We start from the raw sequence: 15,763 nt of genomic DNA on the forward strand, positions 1-15,763 counted from the left end.
AGGCTGCCCATGGGGGTGCGGGAGGTGACTCGGGGCGAATGGCTGAACCGTACGAGATCGTACGTACGAGAAAGGGGCCGGCCCTCCGGGTTCCGGACTGGCCGCACCCGTACGGAACACCGCCCCCGTACGAACTCCTCGCTCCTACCGCTCGCAGGCGACCCCGTCGCCGTCGCGGTCGAGGTGGGCGCCGAAGCCGGGCTGGCCCTTGCGGATGGGGGCGGCGCCGGCGGCGCGGACGGCGGCGCAGTTCTTGTAGGTGAAGCCGGTGCCGGTACCGCCGGTGGCGGTCGAGCCCTTGGTCTGCTTGGCGGTGCCCGTCTCGCTCGTCTTCTTGTTGGTGGAGTCCTTGGCAGATTCCTTGGCGGAGTCCTTGGCCGAGGCGGGCGCGGGGGTGTTCATCGTGATGCGTACGACGGCCGTGCCCTTGACCGGCTTCGCGCCGACGGACTTGCCCTTGAACTCCTTGACCTTCACCTCGTACATGAAGTCGTCCTCGCCCACGTAGGTGGCGGACGGCTTGTACGTGATGCGGGTGCCCTTGATGGAGGCGGACCCGTGGCGGGGCTTGGTGTGGAGGGTGAGTTCGTACCCGGACTCGTCCACGCCGCCGAGGAAGGGCGCGGCGGGGGTGCCGGCGGGGGCGATGGTGTCGTTCTTCAGCACCTCGACCACGACCTTCGCGCCGCCGTCCGTGTCGTCGGCGTCGTCGACGAGCTGCATCCAGGGCGGCCCGGCCTTCGCGGCCTGCGCGACGACCCCGTCACTGGCGCTCGCCCCGGGCTTCGCCCCGTCCGCCCCCGACTCGCACCCGACCAGCGCTGCGGCCATGCCCATGACAGCTCCACCGACGACGACGGACCGCCGAAGGGCGGCACCTCTCACCCACTGCATGTGCCCCCCAAGGCATCCGGTCCGGAGCGCGGTATTCGTCCGGAGGTTCGAAAGCGAATCAAGAGGCTGATGATGACAGTGCGACGGGGGGAGCGGCATGGCAGGGGTGGCTCAATGACTGAAAGTCGCCTCTCAAACCACCTGAAACCGCCCCTTTGCCGGGCTCGTTACCCCGACCGCACCCGTGCCGGTCACGGGCCGGCAGCCCCGGCGGCGTGACGGACGCCGCGAATTCACGCCACCCGCCCCGCACGCACCAGGAGCCCCCGCTTACTCGCAGCCGACCCCGTCCCCGTCCCGGTCGAGGTGACGCCCGTAACCCGGGTCCCCCCGCCGGATGGGTGCGGCACCGGCCGCCCTCACCGCGGAGCAGTTCTTGTACGAGACGCTGCCGCCGCCCCCGGACCCACCACCGGTTCCGGACCCGGACCCGGACCCGCCACCCGATCCACTCCCGCCCTCATGGGGCTCACACCCCACCCCGTCACCATCCCGGTCGAGGTGCGCCCCGTACCCGGGCTGCCCCTGCCGAATGGGCGCGGCGCCGGCGGCACGTACAGCAGCGCAATTCTTGTAGGACACCTTCACCGGCGGCTTCTTGGACTTGACCGGTGCGGGCTTGGCGGCGGGCTTGGCCGCAGCCACCGTCAACCGCACGACCGCCGTCCCCCGCACCTCCTCGGCCCAGCCCTTCCCCTGAACGGTCACCTCGTACGTGAACTCGTCCTCACCCCCGAACCCCGCCTTCGGCGTGTACGTAAAACTGCTCCCGCCACCCCCGACCACGGCCGTCCCCACCGTGGGCCCGGACTTCAACGCCAACGTGAACTCCTCCTTCCCCACAGCCTCCTTGAACGCCTCGGCGGCACCCCCCGCCGCCGTAAAGGTGTCGTTCGCCAACACCTCCACCACGACCGGCTTGACCCCCTTCACGCTCGCGCTGTCATCCACCGCCCCGACCGCACTCGCGGCAGCCGCCGGGGTCGGCGCGTCCTCCGTCGCCGAAGGCGCCTGCGTCACCGCAGGCGTGGACGCACCCCCCACCGGCTTGGCATCCACCGGCGTGCCACCCCCACACCCGGCAAGCGTCACCGCCGCCACAACGGCCACCGCTGACCCCACCACCCCGCGCCGCCGCACACCACCTGCACGTATCCCCATCAACTTGAGCCCCCCAAGGCATCAGACGAACCGAGAGGCTGATGATGGCAGCGCTGTGGAGATCATGTGCCCAAGCTGTGAACACTTGGCTTGAAAAAGCCGTTTAGGTTCCTCCGTCGCCCGTGAGGCCGCCGCTAACGGATACCTACAAGTCGCTGCTTCGAAGGGCGTGGATGAACTGGGCCCAGTTGGCGCGGGCGAAGGTGATGGAGGGGCCGAGCGGGTGCTTCGAGTCGCGTACTGCTGCCGAATCGCCCACGTGGGCAGCCTCCACGCACTCGGTTTGATTGCCGCCGCTGTAGGACGACTTGAACCAGGCATGGTCAGGTACGGCAGGGAAGGCAGGGCCCATCAGATCTCCTCGCGAACACGCTTGATCATGGCCGATGATGCGGCCATGTCCAACGCTTGTGCGCGCAGGTACTCGAACGCAAGTCGGTATCGGCTCAGTTCCTCGTCCTTCTCCATGAAGAGGGAGCCAACGTGCAGGTCGACGTATACGACGTCGAGCGAGGGCTCGGCGCCGCCCAGGATGACGAAGCTGCCCAATGCGGCGGTGTGGGCGCCTTTGGCGAACGGCAGGACCTGAAGCGTGATGTGGGGCGACTCGTTTGCCTGGAGGAGGTGGTCGAGCTGCTCTCGCATCACCTCCTGTGAGCCGACTACGCGCCTGATCACCGACTCGTCGAGGATCGCCCACAGGTGAGGGGGAGTGGCTCGGGTGAGGATTTCCTGTCGCTTCATCCTGATGTCCACCAGGTGCTCGATCTCGCTGGCACCCAGCCGCATCTCGTTGGCTTGCTGAACTGCAGTGTTGTAGCTGCGGGTTTGAAGGAGTCCGGGCACGTAGACACAGGAGAAGTGGTCCTCCCGGACGGCTTCGTCCTCCAAGGTGAGCAACAGGTTCATGCTCTCGGGGATCGAGTCGGCGAAAGACCCCCACCATCCTTGCTGCTTTGCATCCTTGGCGAGCGCCACCACTGCGTGGCGTTCCGCCTCGCTGGCGCCGTACTCGCGGCAAAGAGCATCAACGATGGGCCACTTCACGGGCCCTTCCTGCGTCTCGTACCGGCTGACGGTCGCCTTTGAGACACCTACCAGGCGTCCTGCCTCTTCCAAGGTCATGCCCTTGCGGGAACGCAATTTCCGCATGGTGGCCCCGAGTTGTCGACGTCTTGTCGTTGTCCGTGCCGCCATGGCTGAGCCCTTCGTTCCTGAGCAGATGCCCGCTCGGCACCACAAGAAGGCTATGGCGGCGCTGAGTTGGCCAGCTACCAGATTCACTCAATGGATTCTCGTGAGAAGTTACATGGCGAGACTTCTCTGCGTCACACTCGCAGACGTACCGCTACGCAGCGCAGTCGTACGGATACGGCTTGCGCAGTGCTGTCGTGGCTACGAGAGGGAGTGCGGCCATGCGCGACAACGCAGTCACCATCACCCGATCCCCGGCCCGCTGTGTGCTGGCCTTTGAAGCGAAACCGGCAGAGATGCGAGCTCTTCGCGCGTCGGTGCGTCACCAACTCACCCAGTGGGGCGCCCCCGACCTCATCGACGAGGCTGAACTGGCGGTGACCGAGTTGGCGACGAACGTCATCAAGCACGTGGGCGAGCGTTCGGCGGCAACCTTGGTCATGGAGGTGTGTGCCGCGACGTTGCGGGTCGAGGTGCACGACACGAGCCACCACCCTCCGGTGTTCGGTGACCCTGACTGTGGTGCCGAGTGTGGGCGTGGCCTGCACTTGCTGGCCGGGATGGCGCGGGACTGGGGGACGGTCCAGACCGCCACGGGTAAATCGGTGTGGTGCGAATTCTCGATGAGTGCGTACGGGCGTCGTCAACGGGTCGAACGGGCGCTCGCAGCCCTGGATGCCTACCGGGGGGATGGAGGGGCGATGGGCCTCAGCCTGGCGAGGCGTCCTGTGTTGGAGGACTCGGCGACCTCGCTCATCGCAGATCTGCTGCACTGTCTGGTGGTTCAGGGGAGCGACCCGATGTCGGCGCTAGAGCAAGCTCAGGACCACTTCTATGCCGATTACAAGCGGGCGGGCTGATGGTGTATCCGCCAGATTGGGTGGCAGAACTCCTTGAGCAGCTTGGCGACGATCAGTACCTGTTCGAGAGCGCGGACGACCTCTGGTTCCTGGTGAAGTGTGTTCAGGCGGCAGGCGTGTTGCTGGAAGTGTCGATCTTCCCCTTGGTGCCAGTGGGTGGTCTGGCGGACGACCCCTTTCTCGTGGGCGTTGAGGTGGCCAGTGACGTGGTGGTCACGTCGGAGCCGTTCCAGTGGCAGGTTGTGGCGCCGCCTGCTGGCTGCTGCGGGGCTGCTGCGGTCCTGCACCTTCTTGCAGAGTTGGAGGCTGTTGTCGGAGATCTGCACAGGTTTTTCGAAGCATGCTTCTAGCCATCGGGTAGGCGGTTTCTGGCCGTGTTTTTCCGTTCCTGGATCGAGTGATCGACTTCTCTCGTGATCTCGGCAGCATGTTCGGATGAGCGCATATCTGGCCAGGTTCGGCCATGTGGACGAGATTCTCCCCGGCACCCAGTTCCCCTCCCGCAAAGCCGTTCAGGAGGCAAGGCTGCACAAGGAGGAGCAAGCGGGGATCTCCTGGGGGCGCGACAGTGCAGGCTTGCGTGCCGCCGATGCCATCGTGTTGAACAAGGGGTACGTCGACGACCAGGACCACTGGGACGAGATTGTTTACACGGGCGTAGGCGGTCGGGACCCCTCCACCAAGAAGCAGGTCCGGGACCAGTCCTGGGAGACTGGTGGCAATGAAGGCCTCCGCCATAGTCAGCGACAGGGGAATCCCATACGCGTCATTCGTGGCGAAGAGGGGGAAAAGCACTATTCCCCGGCGGTTGGGTACCGTTATGACGGGCTCTACGAGATCGTCGATTCCTGGGACGAGAACGGAATAGACGGATTCCGGATATGCCGATTCAAGCTGAGACGGCTACTGGAAGAGGAGCAGGAACTCACCCCACTTGAAGCGCAGTTCAAGGATGCCTTGGAGGGGGCCGCCCGCAGGGAGACCGCCACGGTGTCCCGCATCATCCGGGACACAACCGTCGGCAAGAGGGTCAAGGGTTGGTACGCGCACACGTGCCAAATCTGCCGAACGGCCCTCCCCGTGGGTCCGGACGGACAGAGCTACGCAGAGGGGGCGCACATCCAGTCACTCGGAGCCGGGAAGGGCCCAGACGTCGACGGGAATGTGCTGTGCCTCTGCCCCAACTGCCACATCCGGTTGGATCGCGGGGCGCTATACCTCCGGGACAACCTCCAAGTGGTCGATCGATTCGCAGAGGGTTCAGTTGCGCCGGTGGAACTTCGGATGGTCAAGGACCACCGCGTACAGGCCCGGTTCGCCCGCGCTCACCGGCGCTTCTGGAGCATCGTTGACGAGCAGCCCTAGCTGCTAGCTGGCTGCGATTGCCGAGTACGTCCACATCTCCGCAGGCATTTCCTGCTGGAGATCCCACGTGATGGCCATCGGCTTGCTGCCCTCGTGGCGAACGTACTCGGCTGGGCCAAGAAGCATCCACGGCTGCGAGCTGCCGATGTCCGTGGTCTTGTAGCGGCGAGCGAAGAGCAGGACGTGGCTTCCTTCAGCGGCGTGCTGTTGGTAGCGCTGGCCCGTGCGGGAGGTTTCCGAGGTCTGGTTCTGGGACTCCCAGTGGAAGCGCGTCTCGCTCATCGCGTAGTCGCGGTAGCGGGTCTCAGGGGAGAAGTCCTTCTCGTCCTTTTCCAGGGTGATGAGGAGCGCATCCGTCTTGATGCCCTCGCACCACTTGACGCCCTCCCGGAAATGACCGGGCAGGAACTTGTTGTACGTGGACTGGCCGAGGGCCGGGAGGATTTCCTCACGCGTGTACGAAGCGTGGACGGTGAGAGGGAGCCCAGCGAGCTCACCCTCCAGCGGGCGGGGCACGTGCTCCGTGTGGGCCGCGTTGTAGGCCAGCACCTGGAGAAGCTCGTCGCGTACGGCGCGCTGCGGACGCAGAGAGGCGAATCCGGCCTCGTAGCTGTCGAAGCCACTCAGCGGCCAGAGGGAGAAGAACAGCATCCGCGCGTACGCCTGCTCCTGCTCGGGCAGGTCGGTGTACGACGGGGCGTCATCGCGGAGCATCTTCGAGTAGGCGTCGACCCGCTTTGGATCGTCGACATGGAGGAACGACGACATGCGCTTGAGGAGAATTGCCTCTCCCTCGGGCGCCGGCCCGTCCAGCAATCCAGCCCGACGGAGGAGTCCCGTCCAGGAGTTGCCGTTCCCGCGGTAGAGCTCCTTGAGCTCGCGGCCGCTCTCCTCCAAGTACGTGGCGAGGTTCGCCTCCGCGTAGGACGCGACCTCGCGCGCCAAGGCGGTGACGTTCACCCCGATCTGGTTCTTGATGTTCTCCACGATCAGCCTCTTGGCCTTGGGCTCAAGGATGATCTGGCAGCCCGACGGGAGCTGAGGGAAGTCGTTCTCGACGGCCTGCTGAAGGCGCTTGCGCGTCAGGTTGGTGAGGGCGCGGAACTGATTCTCGAAGCGGAATTCCTTGCGGTGCTGGCCGATGAAGTCCAGGACGGTGAGGACCGCCTTGTCCTCACTCCGGCGTAGGCCGCGCCCCAGCTGCTGAAGGAAGACGGTGGCGCTGGAGGTGGGGCGCAGGAGGAGAAGCGTGTCGACGTCTGGGACGTCCAAACCCTCGTTGAAGAGGTCGACTGAGAAGATGACTTGGAGTTTCCCGGTCTTGAGGTCAGCGAGGGCCTGCTGCCGCTCCGCGCGCGTGTTCTCGCCCGAGAGGGCCACCGCTCCGAGGCCCGCCTTGCGGAAGGCTTCGGCCATGAAGTGTGCGTGCGCGACGGTGACGCAGAAGCCCAAGGCCCGCATCGAGCCGGGCTCCATCACCTTTTCCTGCACGGCCTTGATGACGAGGCGGGCCCGCGCATCGTTACCCGTGAGCACGTTGTTGAGGGAGCTGGTGACATACCCGCCGCCCTTCCACTCCACCGCGCGCATATCGGTGTTGTCCGTGATGCCGAAGTAGTGGAACGGGCTGAGGAGTTCATTCTCCAGTGCTTCCCAGAGTCGCATCTCTGCGGCGATGCGGCCGTCGAAGAACTCGTCCTGGATGTTCTTCCCGTCCATGCGCTCGGGCGTGGCCGTGAGGCCGAGGAGCTCTTCGGGGAGAAAGTGATCAATGATGCGTCGATAGGTCGGCGCTGTTCCGTGGTGGAATTCGTCGATCACGATGACATCGAAGTGGTCGGGGCCGAGCTTTTCCAACGTGCGGGGGTGCAGGGACTGGACGCTGGCGAACACATGAGTCCAGCGTTCAGGGTTGTCGTCACCGACGAGAAGCTCTCCGAACTCGGCTTCGTTGAGGACGTCTTGGTAGGTACGCAGCGACTGTTGCAGGATCTCTTGCCGGTGAGCGACGAAGAGAAGCCGCAGGTCCCGACCGTACTTCTGGCGCAGGCTCTTGTAATCGAGCGCAGCCATGACCGTCTTGCCAGTGCCCGTTGCGGCGACGAGCAAGTTGCGGTGTCGGTTGTGGACCGTACGCTCAACTTCCAGGCGTTCCAGCATGTCCCGCTGGTGGGGATAGGGTCGTACGTCCAGGCCAGAGAGCTGGATGCGGCGGTCCGCGGGCTGCCCCATCTTGCCGGAGGCCGCGCGCAGTGCCTCCGACAGCCGCTCACCATCGCGCTCCGGGTCGTACGACTCGAAAGCGGGCTCGCTCCAGTACGAGTCGAAGGTGGCCTCGAACTTCCGCAGGACGGCCGGGGTGGCGACGGAGGAAAGCCGCACGTTCCATTCGAGGCCTTCGAGCAGTGCTGCCTTGGAGAGGTTGGAGCTGCCCACGTACGCGGTGTCGTACCCGCTGTGGCGTCGGAAGAGCCACGCCTTGGCGTGCAGCCGGGTCGACCGGAGCTCGTAGTTGATCTTTACCTCGGCGCCGAACTCTTGCACGAGGCGATCGAGGGCGCGTCGCTCAGTGGCTCCGATGTAGGTCGTGGTGATGACTCGAATCGGAACGCCCCGTTCCCGGGCCGACTTGAGGGACTGCTCCAGCACCCGCAGGCCGTGCCACTTCACGAAGGCGCACAGCAGGTCGACTCGGTCGGCGGTCGCCAGCTCGGCACGCAGCTCGAAACCGAGGTTGGGGTCCTCTGGCGAATTGGTGATTAGCGCCGTCTCGGACAGCGGAGTGGCGGGTCGGATCGCGTAGACACCAGGCGCTTCCTCCTCCGCGATGGAGAGGAGCTGGCGCGGGCCATCCGCGATCAAGTCGACCCACTCTCGGGCGCCTTCCAGCGTGCTGAGCGACTCCAGGATGTGGTTGGCCGCGTGCACGCGATCGTCCGCGGGAAGGCCCTGGAGGAGCCGGCGCACGGTGTCGGCAACATGTCGGGCGAGGACATGCGGAGTCGACTCGGCACCGACCTCACCGTCGATGGCTCGCCACCCGTTGCCTTCCAAGTCCTTCAACTGCTGGGTGAGCCGCAGCGTGATCAGCTGCTCGTAGATTCCGGGTGCGGGCTGAGATGCGCTGATCGCTTCGGTCACGCTGCGGCCTCCTGTGAGTCGACCCCTTGATTAGTAGCAGGTGCCACTGACAAGTGATCAGTGCTCGATGTTGATCGTGGCGCCCTTGCTGGAGTCCTTGGCCCGGAAGTGCAGCAGCCCAGTGGAGGCGGGCATGGCGTCTGCTGGTGCGATGACGGAGAAGACCATCGCCACTTGGGAGGCGTCGAGAGTGCCGTTGGTGAGGGGGGTCTCCCGGTCGATCACCGGGTAGATCAGCACGACACCTCGGCCCGGTGTGGCCAGGCTCTCGGTCGCCGGGTCATTGGTGGGGATGCGCCCACCCGCAATGCGCGTCGCCGTTGCGCGGTGCTTGGGATCACTGATGTAGCCGAAGAGCGGGCCACGTCCGGCACGGCGCTCACGCCGGGAGATGGCCAGTGGCCTGTTGCCGTCGATGGACGCGGCGAGGCTTCGACGACCCGCGTGCTGGGGAACGATGAGCAGCCAGTCCTTGAGCAGGTCCGGCCGGGCGGCGAGACTCCGCAAGTAGTGCAGGTTGGGGGCGAAGGGCTCCTTGTGCTCCCACTGGAGGCCTTCAAGCACCGCCATGAGAGACCCATGGTCCACGGAGTTGAGCAGCGCGGACATGCGGTAGGTGCGGTCGTTGGCAGCGTCGTAATAGGAGAACTGCTCCTGGTCGGACGAGCAGCCTTCCAGCAGCGGAAGCCACAGGCGCGTGTTGTGGGCGAGAGCGCCGGGCTCGGTCGGGTGTGCGGTCGGCTCGACCAAGCGCCCTGGGGTACGTTCCTCCACCAACTCGGCGTTGAACATCTTGTTCCGTGCAGACGGCTTGAGCCACGGGAGCTGCTGCGAGACCAGCGGCGGGATCTCTGCGGGCGTGACCTGCGGCTTGCCGTCGACCAACTCGGCGTACACCGACAGACGTGCGCGGAACGTTTCCTCCTCCTGGCACACGGCCTCGAACGCCTCGTACAGGTCAACCGTGTTGCTGCGACCGAAGGACTCCTCCCGCCCGATATACAGCCTCACCAAATCCCGGTAGTTCGGCCGGAAGCCGAACCACCGGCCCATCTGCATCAGGGTGTCCGCGGCCTGCGTCGTGCGGCGGTAGTACGTGATGGTCAGGCCCTCGACCGTGAAGCCGCGGGACAGCTTCGTGCCGCCGACCAGGATCTTCCAGACGTTCGGCGTGCGGTCGAAGTCCAGGTCGAGTTGGTCGAAGTAGCGGTCGGAGTCGCCGTTGACCACGACGATCGGGCGGCCGCCGGAGCCGATCAGCTGGCGGGCGCGGCTGATGTAGGGGCGGAGGTCGTCGTAGGAGGTGGGGGAGGGGAGGACGGGGGCGCGGGCCGCGGAGACCTTGGCGAAGTCGTCGGCCCACAGCGCCGCGAGGCGGGCGTGGCCGGTGGAGGAGGTGTAGCCCGCCTCGTGCCACATGGTGTTGAGGCGCAGGGCGAGTTCGGCGTGGTCGTCCTGTTTGACGGACTTGTGGACCAGCATCGTGTGGTGACGGAAGGGGCCTTCCGGGACGCCGTGGTCGATGCGGAAGAGCTTGAGGGCGCCGGAGAGGACGAAGGCGTCCATGGCCTGCTGGAGGCGGTCGCCGGTGGTGTCGGTGATGCCGCGGACGTGGGCCGCTTCCTGGGAGTTGGCGTACGTACGGTCCTCGAAGGGGACCGGCGAGTCCAGGTCGTGGAAGTCCTGGACGCCCATGTAGCCCTGCGGGCGGGGCAGGGAGATCAGGAAGTCGGAGGGGAAGATGTCCTCGGCGTCGGCCGGGTCGACGAAGACGTTGGCGAAGGGGGTAGCGGTGTAGCCGACGTACTGGGCGCGGGGGAGCAGCCCCAGGAGCTGGGAGAGCAGGCCGTTGATGGCGGTGCGCTCCGTGCTGCCCTTCTGCCACTTCTTGGGGTCGGAGGTGTTGACGGACGCCTGGTCGGACTCGTCGTCGATGATCAGGGTGGGGAGTTCGCCGAGGATGCCGTGGATCTGCTTGAGGTCCTTGACGAGTTTGGTGAGGACGGCCTTGTTCTTCTTGACGACCAGGACGCGGGCCGCCGCGTGGTGGAGGTTCGTGGGGTTATGGAGGGGGAGGGTGGGTTCGCGCTTTTCGAATTCGAGGGCGCGGATTCCCTGGGCCAGGCTCTTGTAGTCGTTGTCGCGCGTGGTGAGGCGTTCGATGTCGAAGGCACCGAGGGTGGAGGGGCGGGCTCCATGACGTACGAAATCCGGCCAGTCGGTGTCGCCGTCGCCGACGTAGTCCACGCCGACCAGGGTGTCGATGTCGGAGGGGTCGGCTCCGCGCAGGATGTTCTCCTGGCCGATCAGCTCCATGTCGAGGCGGCGCTGCGTCTGGCCGCGCAGCAGGTTGAGGGTGCCGCCCAGGACGATGACCAGGCGGTAGCCCGCGTCGATGGCCTTGGCGGTCACGCCCGTGAAGTTGGCGGTCTTGCCGGACTGTACGTAGCCGACGACCAGGCCCTTCGCCTGACGGGCGGCCTCCTGCTCGGGGTCAGAGAGACGCTCGACGACGGCGCGGCTCGCCTCGTCGAGGCTGGCGACTGCCTCGTCCGACCAGCCCTTGGCGCGGAGCTTGCGCTCGTACGCAGTCCAGTAGAAGGACCGGGCTGAGGCGCGTTCCGGGGTGTACCAGGGGGTGTACTCGTCGGTGATGATCACGGGGCTCTGGACCCGGGCGACTGGCGCGGCGGCATCCAGAGCCTTGCGCAGGTCGGCGCCTAGGCGCAGCCGGTCGTGGACCGCCGCGCGGCGTGCGTCGGTGTGCGGTGCGGTGTCCGGGGACCAGGCGGGGGACTCCGCGAAGTCCCAGGCGGTGAGGTGGCGCTTCCACAGGGTCTTCAGCTCTTCGTCGCCGCGGGCGAGGCACTCGCGGAACGTCTCCTCGGTCAGGTCCGCGTCCGGGTGGTCCTCGTCGGCGGCGAGCGCGGCCCAACGGGCGAAGTGGCGCGGCCCGTTGACCATGCCGGCGAGGGCGGAGGTGTGGATCTCCAGGAGTGCGTGCGTCACGAAGGGGTCCTTGGCAGGAAGAGGAAGGAGTACGAGGGAGGAGGGGGAGGAGGGCGCGTTACGAAGAGGTGCGGGCGCGGCGCTCGCGTTCGGCGTGCGCGGAGGACAGCAGGATCGTGTTCCAGTAGTCGATCCGGTCCTGGCGGGCCCGCTCCCAGCGGCCAAGCCCGAAGCAGTCCTCAAGGAGCAGGTAGAGGAGCGACTTGAGCATCGGGGCGTCGTTGGAGCCGCCCCGGCGGCCGTCGTTGAAGTCCTCGCGGAAGGCCTTGTTGAGGAGGATCGCGTTGTTCTCGCGGTCCAGGTCGAAGAAGACGTCGTCGGGGAGCGCCGACCAGGTGAAGGCGATGGGCTCTTCGCCCGGCTTCTCGGGCAGCTCCTCCTTGATGACCCGCTTGATCTTCGGGTCCAGGCCCTTGCCGGGGGCGGTCACCGGTTTGCGTACGATCTCGGTCCGCTTCGCCCCGTCGCGGTACGCGGCCTCGGCGTCGGCGAGGTACCCGTGGAAGGTGGTGCCGCTCGCCGCCTCCGCCTTGTCGAGGCCCAGGGTGAACGCGGGCGTGACCGTCACGCCCTCCTTCTTCACGTCGAGGCTGAAGACGTCATGGGGTACGGAGGGGAGATCGACCGCGATACGAGCCAGCGCGAGGTGGCCTTCGGGGCTGCGCAGGCCGTTCCAGCCGCCCGCCTGGACGAGACGGTCGTTGCGGTAGAAGTAGAAGCCCTGCCGTTCGTTGAGCGGGCCGATCTGGCGGAAACCCGCCTGCTTGGACTTGGCCGGCCAGATGTGCGCCGTCAGCTCCACATCCCCGACGCCCTCCACCGGAGCCGTGATCGCCAGCGGGTACCCGGCCTTGCCCGGCACCTTGTAGCCGAAGGGGTCCAGGGCCTCCACCGCGATGTGGTCCAGCTCCTCGCCGAGCGAGCCCCGTACGCCGCCGGTGGCGCTCACGTCCCACACCGCGATGTCCAGCTTCAGGCCCTGCTGGAGGAACCGGTGCAGGTAGAGACCGAGGTGGGTTTCCAGCCGGGCGATCGCCTTGGACAGGTACTGGTCGCTCTGACCGCGCGCGACCGTATCGAAGTCGCTCACCCGGTCCCAGCGCACGACCGTGCCCTGCCACTCGATGATCCCGTCGTAACGGTCGACGAGGTCCTGGGCGTACCGCGGATCGACGGTGTCGCAGCGGAAGCTGTCCTCGATGCCCTCGGCGGTGAGGCGGCGGCCCGCCGCGCGGCTGCGCCGGGTGCGGCTGACGACGGTGAGCGAGCCCGCGCGCGACAGGGACGCGGCCTTGAGGCCCGTGCCGTACATGCCGAGCGCTCCGTCGCCGTACTCGCGGCGCCTGCCCACCGTCATCGCGGCGTCCAGGGACGCGTCGTCCATGCCGCGGCCGTTGTCGATGATGAGGAGCGTGAGGATGCGTTCGGCGTCGCGCAGGAAGTGCACGACGATCTTGTCCGCGCCTGCGTCGATCGAGTTGTCGATCAGGTCCGCGACGGCCACCTCGAACCCGTAGCCCTGACTCCGCAGCGCCTTGCCGTATCCGGCGTCGGGCGGCAGGTGGGTGCTGCCGGTGGTCGGGACGTCGTACTGCCAGTCGGCACCGGACTCGTAGGGCATGGCAATTCCTCGCGCACACAGGACATGGCCATGCGTGGGGGAGGCGGCCAGTCAGACAGGTCAAAAGTTGATTGTGAAGTTACTGCAAAGACCTCCTGTAGGGCAGGAGGTCCTTGAGTTCTGTCCGAAAGGCCCAGGGTCGTGAGTACCGGCGTCAGGAGGGCTGGGGTCAGGCCGCGTCCGGTGTCCCGTGGCACTCCCGGTACGTGTTGCCCGAGCCGCACCAGCACGCGGTGGTGGCCGTCGGGGGCCACGGGACCGCTCGGCCGCGAGCCGCGAGGGTGGTGGCGTATTCGGCGAGGAGGGAGGGGGAGTCGGGGGAGGTGCGTTCGGAGGCGGCGAAGGCTTCGTAGGAGGGGATGGAGCCCGTGACGACGCCGAGGTTGGGGGTGCCGGCCGAGGCGAGTTCGCGGAGGGAGGACTCGAGGGAGGCGAGGTGCTCGGCGTGGGTGGTCGGGTATTCGGTGGCCAGGGTGGGGTGGGTGGAGAGGAGTTCGGTGTACTCCGTGGCGGGCCAGTGCAGCAGGGCCACCGGGAACGGGCGGGAGAGGGCCGCGCGGTAGGAGCCCAGTTCGGCCTGGAGGCGGGTGATCTCGGCGCGCAGTTCGGCCGGGTCCGAGGAGCCGAGGGCCCACAGGCGCTTCGGGTCGTGGAGTTCGTCCAGGGTGACCGGGCCCGGGTTGACCGTGTCCGCGAGCGCGTCCCAGCTGTCGTGGGCCTTGCCCAGCATCCGGCGTACGCGGTGGCGGCCCGTGAGGAGGGGGCGGGTCGCGTACGGGACTTCCTCGGCGGGGTCGACGAGGAGGGTGAGGGCGGTCGTGTATGCGTCGTGGGCCTGGGGGAGTTCGTCGTGGTTCTCCAGGGCCTCGGCGAGGACGACCCAGGGCTGCGGGGTGCGGGGGGCGCTGGTGCGGATGCCGTCGATGATCGCGCGGGCCTCGGCCTCGTGGCCGTACTCCCACAGGTTGGCCGCCTTGAGGGCCTTGATGAGCGGGGTGCTCTCCGGGGTGGGCGCGGTGAGGAGCTGGTCGTAGAGGGTGGCGGCGCGGGCGCGGTCGCCGGCGAGTTCGAGGTGGGCCGCCGCTTGGAGGAGGAGCGGCTCCTGGTCCTCGGGGTACTGCGCCGCGGTGCGCAGCAGACGCTCGGCTTCGGTCGTGTGGTCGGCGGGCGAAGGCGTGTCGGGGCGCATGGGGGACACCGTACTGCGGTAGGGGGCGCGGGTGAGAGGGAGCTGCGGGGCCGGGTTCGGGGCGCGGTCCGGGGCGGGGGTGGGGGTGTGCATGCCGGGAGCGTTCCCCGGTGGGGAGGCGGGGGAACGTGGTGTTCGGGGTGGTGAGTTGAGGGGGTGGGGGCTATCTTGCGGGCGCTTGGGGTGGGGAGGGGGTTCGTGTTCGCGTACGGGGTCTTTCGTTTCGCGTACGGGTTCGTGTACGGGCTTCTCCTTCGGTACGGGGATGGGCTCGGCCCTCGTGGAGGGGCGGGGCCGGGGCGCGGGTGAGCCGGGACCGGGAGGTGGCGGGGTGCGGGTGCGGAGGCTGGAGCGGGGGCGGCCGGAGTCGGGGGTGCGGGTGGGGAAAGGGGCCGCCCGGCGGCGAGGAGGCCGCCCTGTGCCCACCCGTGCCGCCCCCTGGGCGGCCCTGTTGCCCACAGTGCTACGGCGGAGAGCGCTGCCCACAGGGCTGGGGCGGAAGCCGCCGCCCGCCGGGCTGAGGCAGTGGCCCCCCGCCCCCCGTCGCCGCACCCGCCTCGCCCGGTGGCTGTGGGGTGCGGCCGAGGGCGTCGTCACCCTGGGGGTCGTGCTGCTCCTCCTCGTCGTGCACCAGGTGTGGTGGACCAACCGGGAGGCCCGGGCCGGCGCCGAGGAGACCGTACGGTCCCTCGTGCGGGAGTGGGAGGACCCCGGCGGCGGGGAGGCGGCCCCGGGGGACCCGGGAGGCGCGGAGCTCCAGGAAGTCCCCGGAGAGGACCTCTCCGGGGAACCGAAGCCCAGCGGTGACCGACCCACCCCCCGCCCCCGCCCCATCGGCAAGATCCCCCCGCCCCCCGCCCAGCCCCGCTGGAACCAGGCGTACGCCGTGATCCGCATCCCGAAGATCGGCGTCGTCGCCCCCGTCGCCCAGGGCGTCGGCAAGCGCGGGGTGCTCGACAAGGGGTACGTCGGGCACTACCCCGGCACCGCCGCCCCCGGCCGCGCCGGGAACTTCGCGCTCGCCGGGCACCGCAACACCCACGGCGAGCCCTTCCGGTACATCAACCGGCTGGGGAAGGGGGACGAGGTCGTCGTCGAGACACGGGCGGCGGTGTACACGTACGTCGTCAGCGGCGGCGTCCCGCAGACCTCCCCCCGGGACGTCGGCGTCATCGACCCCGTGCCGCGCAGCGCCGTGCACCCCGGCCGGGGCTTCGGCGCGCCCGGCTACTACCTCACCCTCACCACCTGCACCCCCGAGTTCACCTCGACGTACCGGCTGGTGATCTGGGCGACGTTGGCCAGGATGGCGCCCAAGTAGGGGCTAGG

At 67.7% G+C, this 15,763-nt stretch carries 12 protein-coding genes; 4 read left to right on the forward strand and 8 right to left on the reverse strand.

What is annotated here, in order from left to right:
* Positions 1-144 precede the first annotated feature (144 nt).
* From IE269_RS17920 to IE269_RS17935, 4 genes are all read right to left on the reverse strand, one after another.
* Positions 145-837 carry an excalibur calcium-binding domain-containing protein gene (locus IE269_RS17920; RefSeq protein WP_189824009.1) on the reverse strand — a complete coding sequence of 231 codons (693 nt, stop codon included), beginning with the start codon at positions 835-837 and terminating at the stop codon, positions 145-147.
* 327 nt (positions 838-1,164) lie between these two features.
* The gene (locus IE269_RS17925; protein WP_229897917.1) at positions 1,165-1,953 is read right to left on the reverse strand and encodes an excalibur calcium-binding domain-containing protein; all 789 of its coding nucleotides are present in this window, start codon (positions 1,951-1,953) and stop codon (positions 1,165-1,167) included.
* A gap of 247 nt (positions 1,954-2,200) precedes the next feature.
* Positions 2,201-2,407: a DUF397 domain-containing protein gene (locus IE269_RS17930; RefSeq protein ID WP_189824011.1), complete on the reverse strand. Its 207-nt coding sequence runs from the start codon at positions 2,405-2,407 to the stop codon at positions 2,201-2,203.
* Positions 2,407-3,252 (reverse strand): helix-turn-helix domain-containing protein, encoded by an 846-nt coding sequence (locus IE269_RS17935; RefSeq protein WP_189824283.1) that lies wholly within the window; start codon positions 3,250-3,252, stop codon positions 2,407-2,409. The genes IE269_RS17930 and IE269_RS17935 overlap by 1 nt, the downstream gene beginning before the upstream one ends.
* A gap of 218 nt (positions 3,253-3,470) precedes the next feature.
* On the opposite strand from IE269_RS17935, the gene IE269_RS17940 reads away from it, so the two are divergent.
* From IE269_RS17940 to IE269_RS17950, 3 genes are all read left to right on the forward strand, one after another.
* The gene (locus IE269_RS17940; protein WP_189824012.1) at positions 3,471-4,109 is read left to right on the forward strand and encodes an ATP-binding protein; all 639 of its coding nucleotides are present in this window, start codon (positions 3,471-3,473) and stop codon (positions 4,107-4,109) included.
* Between the two features lie 20 nt (positions 4,110-4,129).
* Positions 4,130-4,459, forward strand: coding sequence for a hypothetical protein (locus tag IE269_RS17945; RefSeq protein ID WP_189824013.1), 330 nt, complete (start codon positions 4,130-4,132; stop codon positions 4,457-4,459).
* Between the two features lie 85 nt (positions 4,460-4,544).
* The gene (locus IE269_RS17950) at positions 4,545-5,474 is read left to right on the forward strand and encodes a YDG/SRA domain-containing protein (protein WP_189824014.1); all 930 of its coding nucleotides are present in this window, start codon (positions 4,545-4,547) and stop codon (positions 5,472-5,474) included.
* Between the two features lie 3 nt (positions 5,475-5,477).
* On the opposite strand, the gene IE269_RS17955 is transcribed toward IE269_RS17950, so the two are convergent.
* The 4 genes from IE269_RS17955 to IE269_RS17970 all read right to left on the reverse strand — a co-directional run bounded on the left by IE269_RS17955 (position 5,478) and on the right by IE269_RS17970 (position 14,434).
* The gene (locus IE269_RS17955) at positions 5,478-8,615 is read right to left on the reverse strand and encodes a DEAD/DEAH box helicase (RefSeq protein ID WP_189824015.1); all 3,138 of its coding nucleotides are present in this window, start codon (positions 8,613-8,615) and stop codon (positions 5,478-5,480) included.
* A 57-nt stretch (positions 8,616-8,672) separates the two neighbouring features.
* Positions 8,673-11,624 carry a Z1 domain-containing protein gene (locus IE269_RS17960; protein ID WP_189824016.1) on the reverse strand — a complete coding sequence of 984 codons (2,952 nt, stop codon included), beginning with the start codon at positions 11,622-11,624 and terminating at the stop codon, positions 8,673-8,675.
* 58 nt (positions 11,625-11,682) lie between these two features.
* Positions 11,683-13,245: an ATP-binding protein gene (locus IE269_RS17965; protein ID WP_189824017.1), complete on the reverse strand. Its 1,563-nt coding sequence runs from the start codon at positions 13,243-13,245 to the stop codon at positions 11,683-11,685.
* Positions 13,246-13,414: 169 nt separating this feature from the next.
* Positions 13,415-14,434 (reverse strand): SEC-C domain-containing protein, encoded by a 1,020-nt coding sequence (locus tag IE269_RS17970; protein ID WP_189824284.1) that lies wholly within the window; start codon positions 14,432-14,434, stop codon positions 13,415-13,417.
* A 517-nt stretch (positions 14,435-14,951) separates the two neighbouring features.
* Here IE269_RS17970 and IE269_RS17975 point away from each other — a divergent pair.
* Complete coding sequence (locus IE269_RS17975; RefSeq protein WP_229897942.1) at positions 14,952-15,755, forward strand: class E sortase; 804 nt, start codon at positions 14,952-14,954, stop codon at positions 15,753-15,755.
* Positions 15,756-15,763: the final 8 nt, after the last annotated feature.

This window comes from Streptomyces spiroverticillatus (assembly GCA_014650415.1).
Lineage (GTDB): Bacteria > Actinomycetota > Actinomycetes > Streptomycetales > Streptomycetaceae > Streptomyces > Streptomyces spiroverticillatus.

Coding starts and splice junctions, on each gene's coding strand:
- IE269_RS17950 (WP_189824014.1), top strand. CDS start 4,545: ATGAGCGCATATCTGGCCAGGTTCGGCCATGTGGACGAGATTCTCCCC.
- IE269_RS17940 (WP_189824012.1), top strand. CDS start 3,471: ATGCGCGACAACGCAGTCACCATCACCCGATCCCCGGCCCGCTGTGTG.
- IE269_RS17970 (WP_189824284.1), bottom strand. CDS start 14,434: ATGCGCCCCGACACGCCTTCGCCCGCCGACCACACGACCGAAGCCGAG.
- IE269_RS17920 (WP_189824009.1), bottom strand. CDS start 837: ATGGGCATGGCCGCAGCGCTGGTCGGGTGCGAGTCGGGGGCGGACGGG.
- IE269_RS17935 (WP_189824283.1), bottom strand. CDS start 3,252: ATGGCGGCACGGACAACGACAAGACGTCGACAACTCGGGGCCACCATG.
- IE269_RS17930 (WP_189824011.1), bottom strand. CDS start 2,407: ATGGGCCCTGCCTTCCCTGCCGTACCTGACCATGCCTGGTTCAAGTCG.
- IE269_RS17965 (WP_189824017.1), bottom strand. CDS start 13,245: ATGCCCTACGAGTCCGGTGCCGACTGGCAGTACGACGTCCCGACCACC.